The organism is Vibrio sp. 2134-1, assembly GCF_033339495.1.
This window is the reverse complement of record NZ_JAWOUS010000745.1, coordinates 1-573: the sequence shown is the minus strand read 5'-3', so window position 1 is coordinate 573 and position 573 is coordinate 1. Positions and strand designations below refer to the sequence as shown.

The 573-nt window shown below is 45.2% G+C and carries 1 pseudogene; it reads right to left on the bottom strand.

The features are described from left to right. A pseudogene (locus R7R78_RS28300) lies at nucleotides 1-573 on the bottom strand (class I SAM-dependent methyltransferase); the annotation flags it as partial.

Genomic DNA, 573 nt, shown 5'->3' with positions numbered 1-573 from the left:
GTTTATAGGTAGCCGATTTGAAATCATTCACGATAATGTGACGAACCTTATTCAGATCACCAGAACCATCATCAGGCAAAGACATAACTACAGTTTGCCAAGATACACCTGTTCACTGTAACTGGTCATCATCGAGGGATACGTTTCTCACCATTAACGCGCTATTCTTTGCAAACTTTTCAAGCTCTTCAACCGATACCGGATAAGCTTTACGACCGTCAGAAAAGTCACCGTGACGAAGGCTAATCACCAATCGACCATTGGGCGCTAGCATATTCGCAAGTTTGCGAAATGCGCGTTCACGGTGCGTAGGCGCAAGATGCATCCATACCGCACTGACAAGAATTAAATCGAAGCGAAAGCCAAGATTAATGGTTTTCTCAAGCTTAGGTAACCCATCTTCAAGCCAAGTAACTGAATCACCACAGTAAGACTTACCAAATCTCAGAAGCGCTTGAGCAGGTTCAATCGCTATTACTTCACATCCATGTTCAGCCATCCATTTAGCGTCTCGACCAGAGCCAGCTCCAACATCTAAGACGCGATCTCTGGCTTGAGACCAGAAAGCTCTCC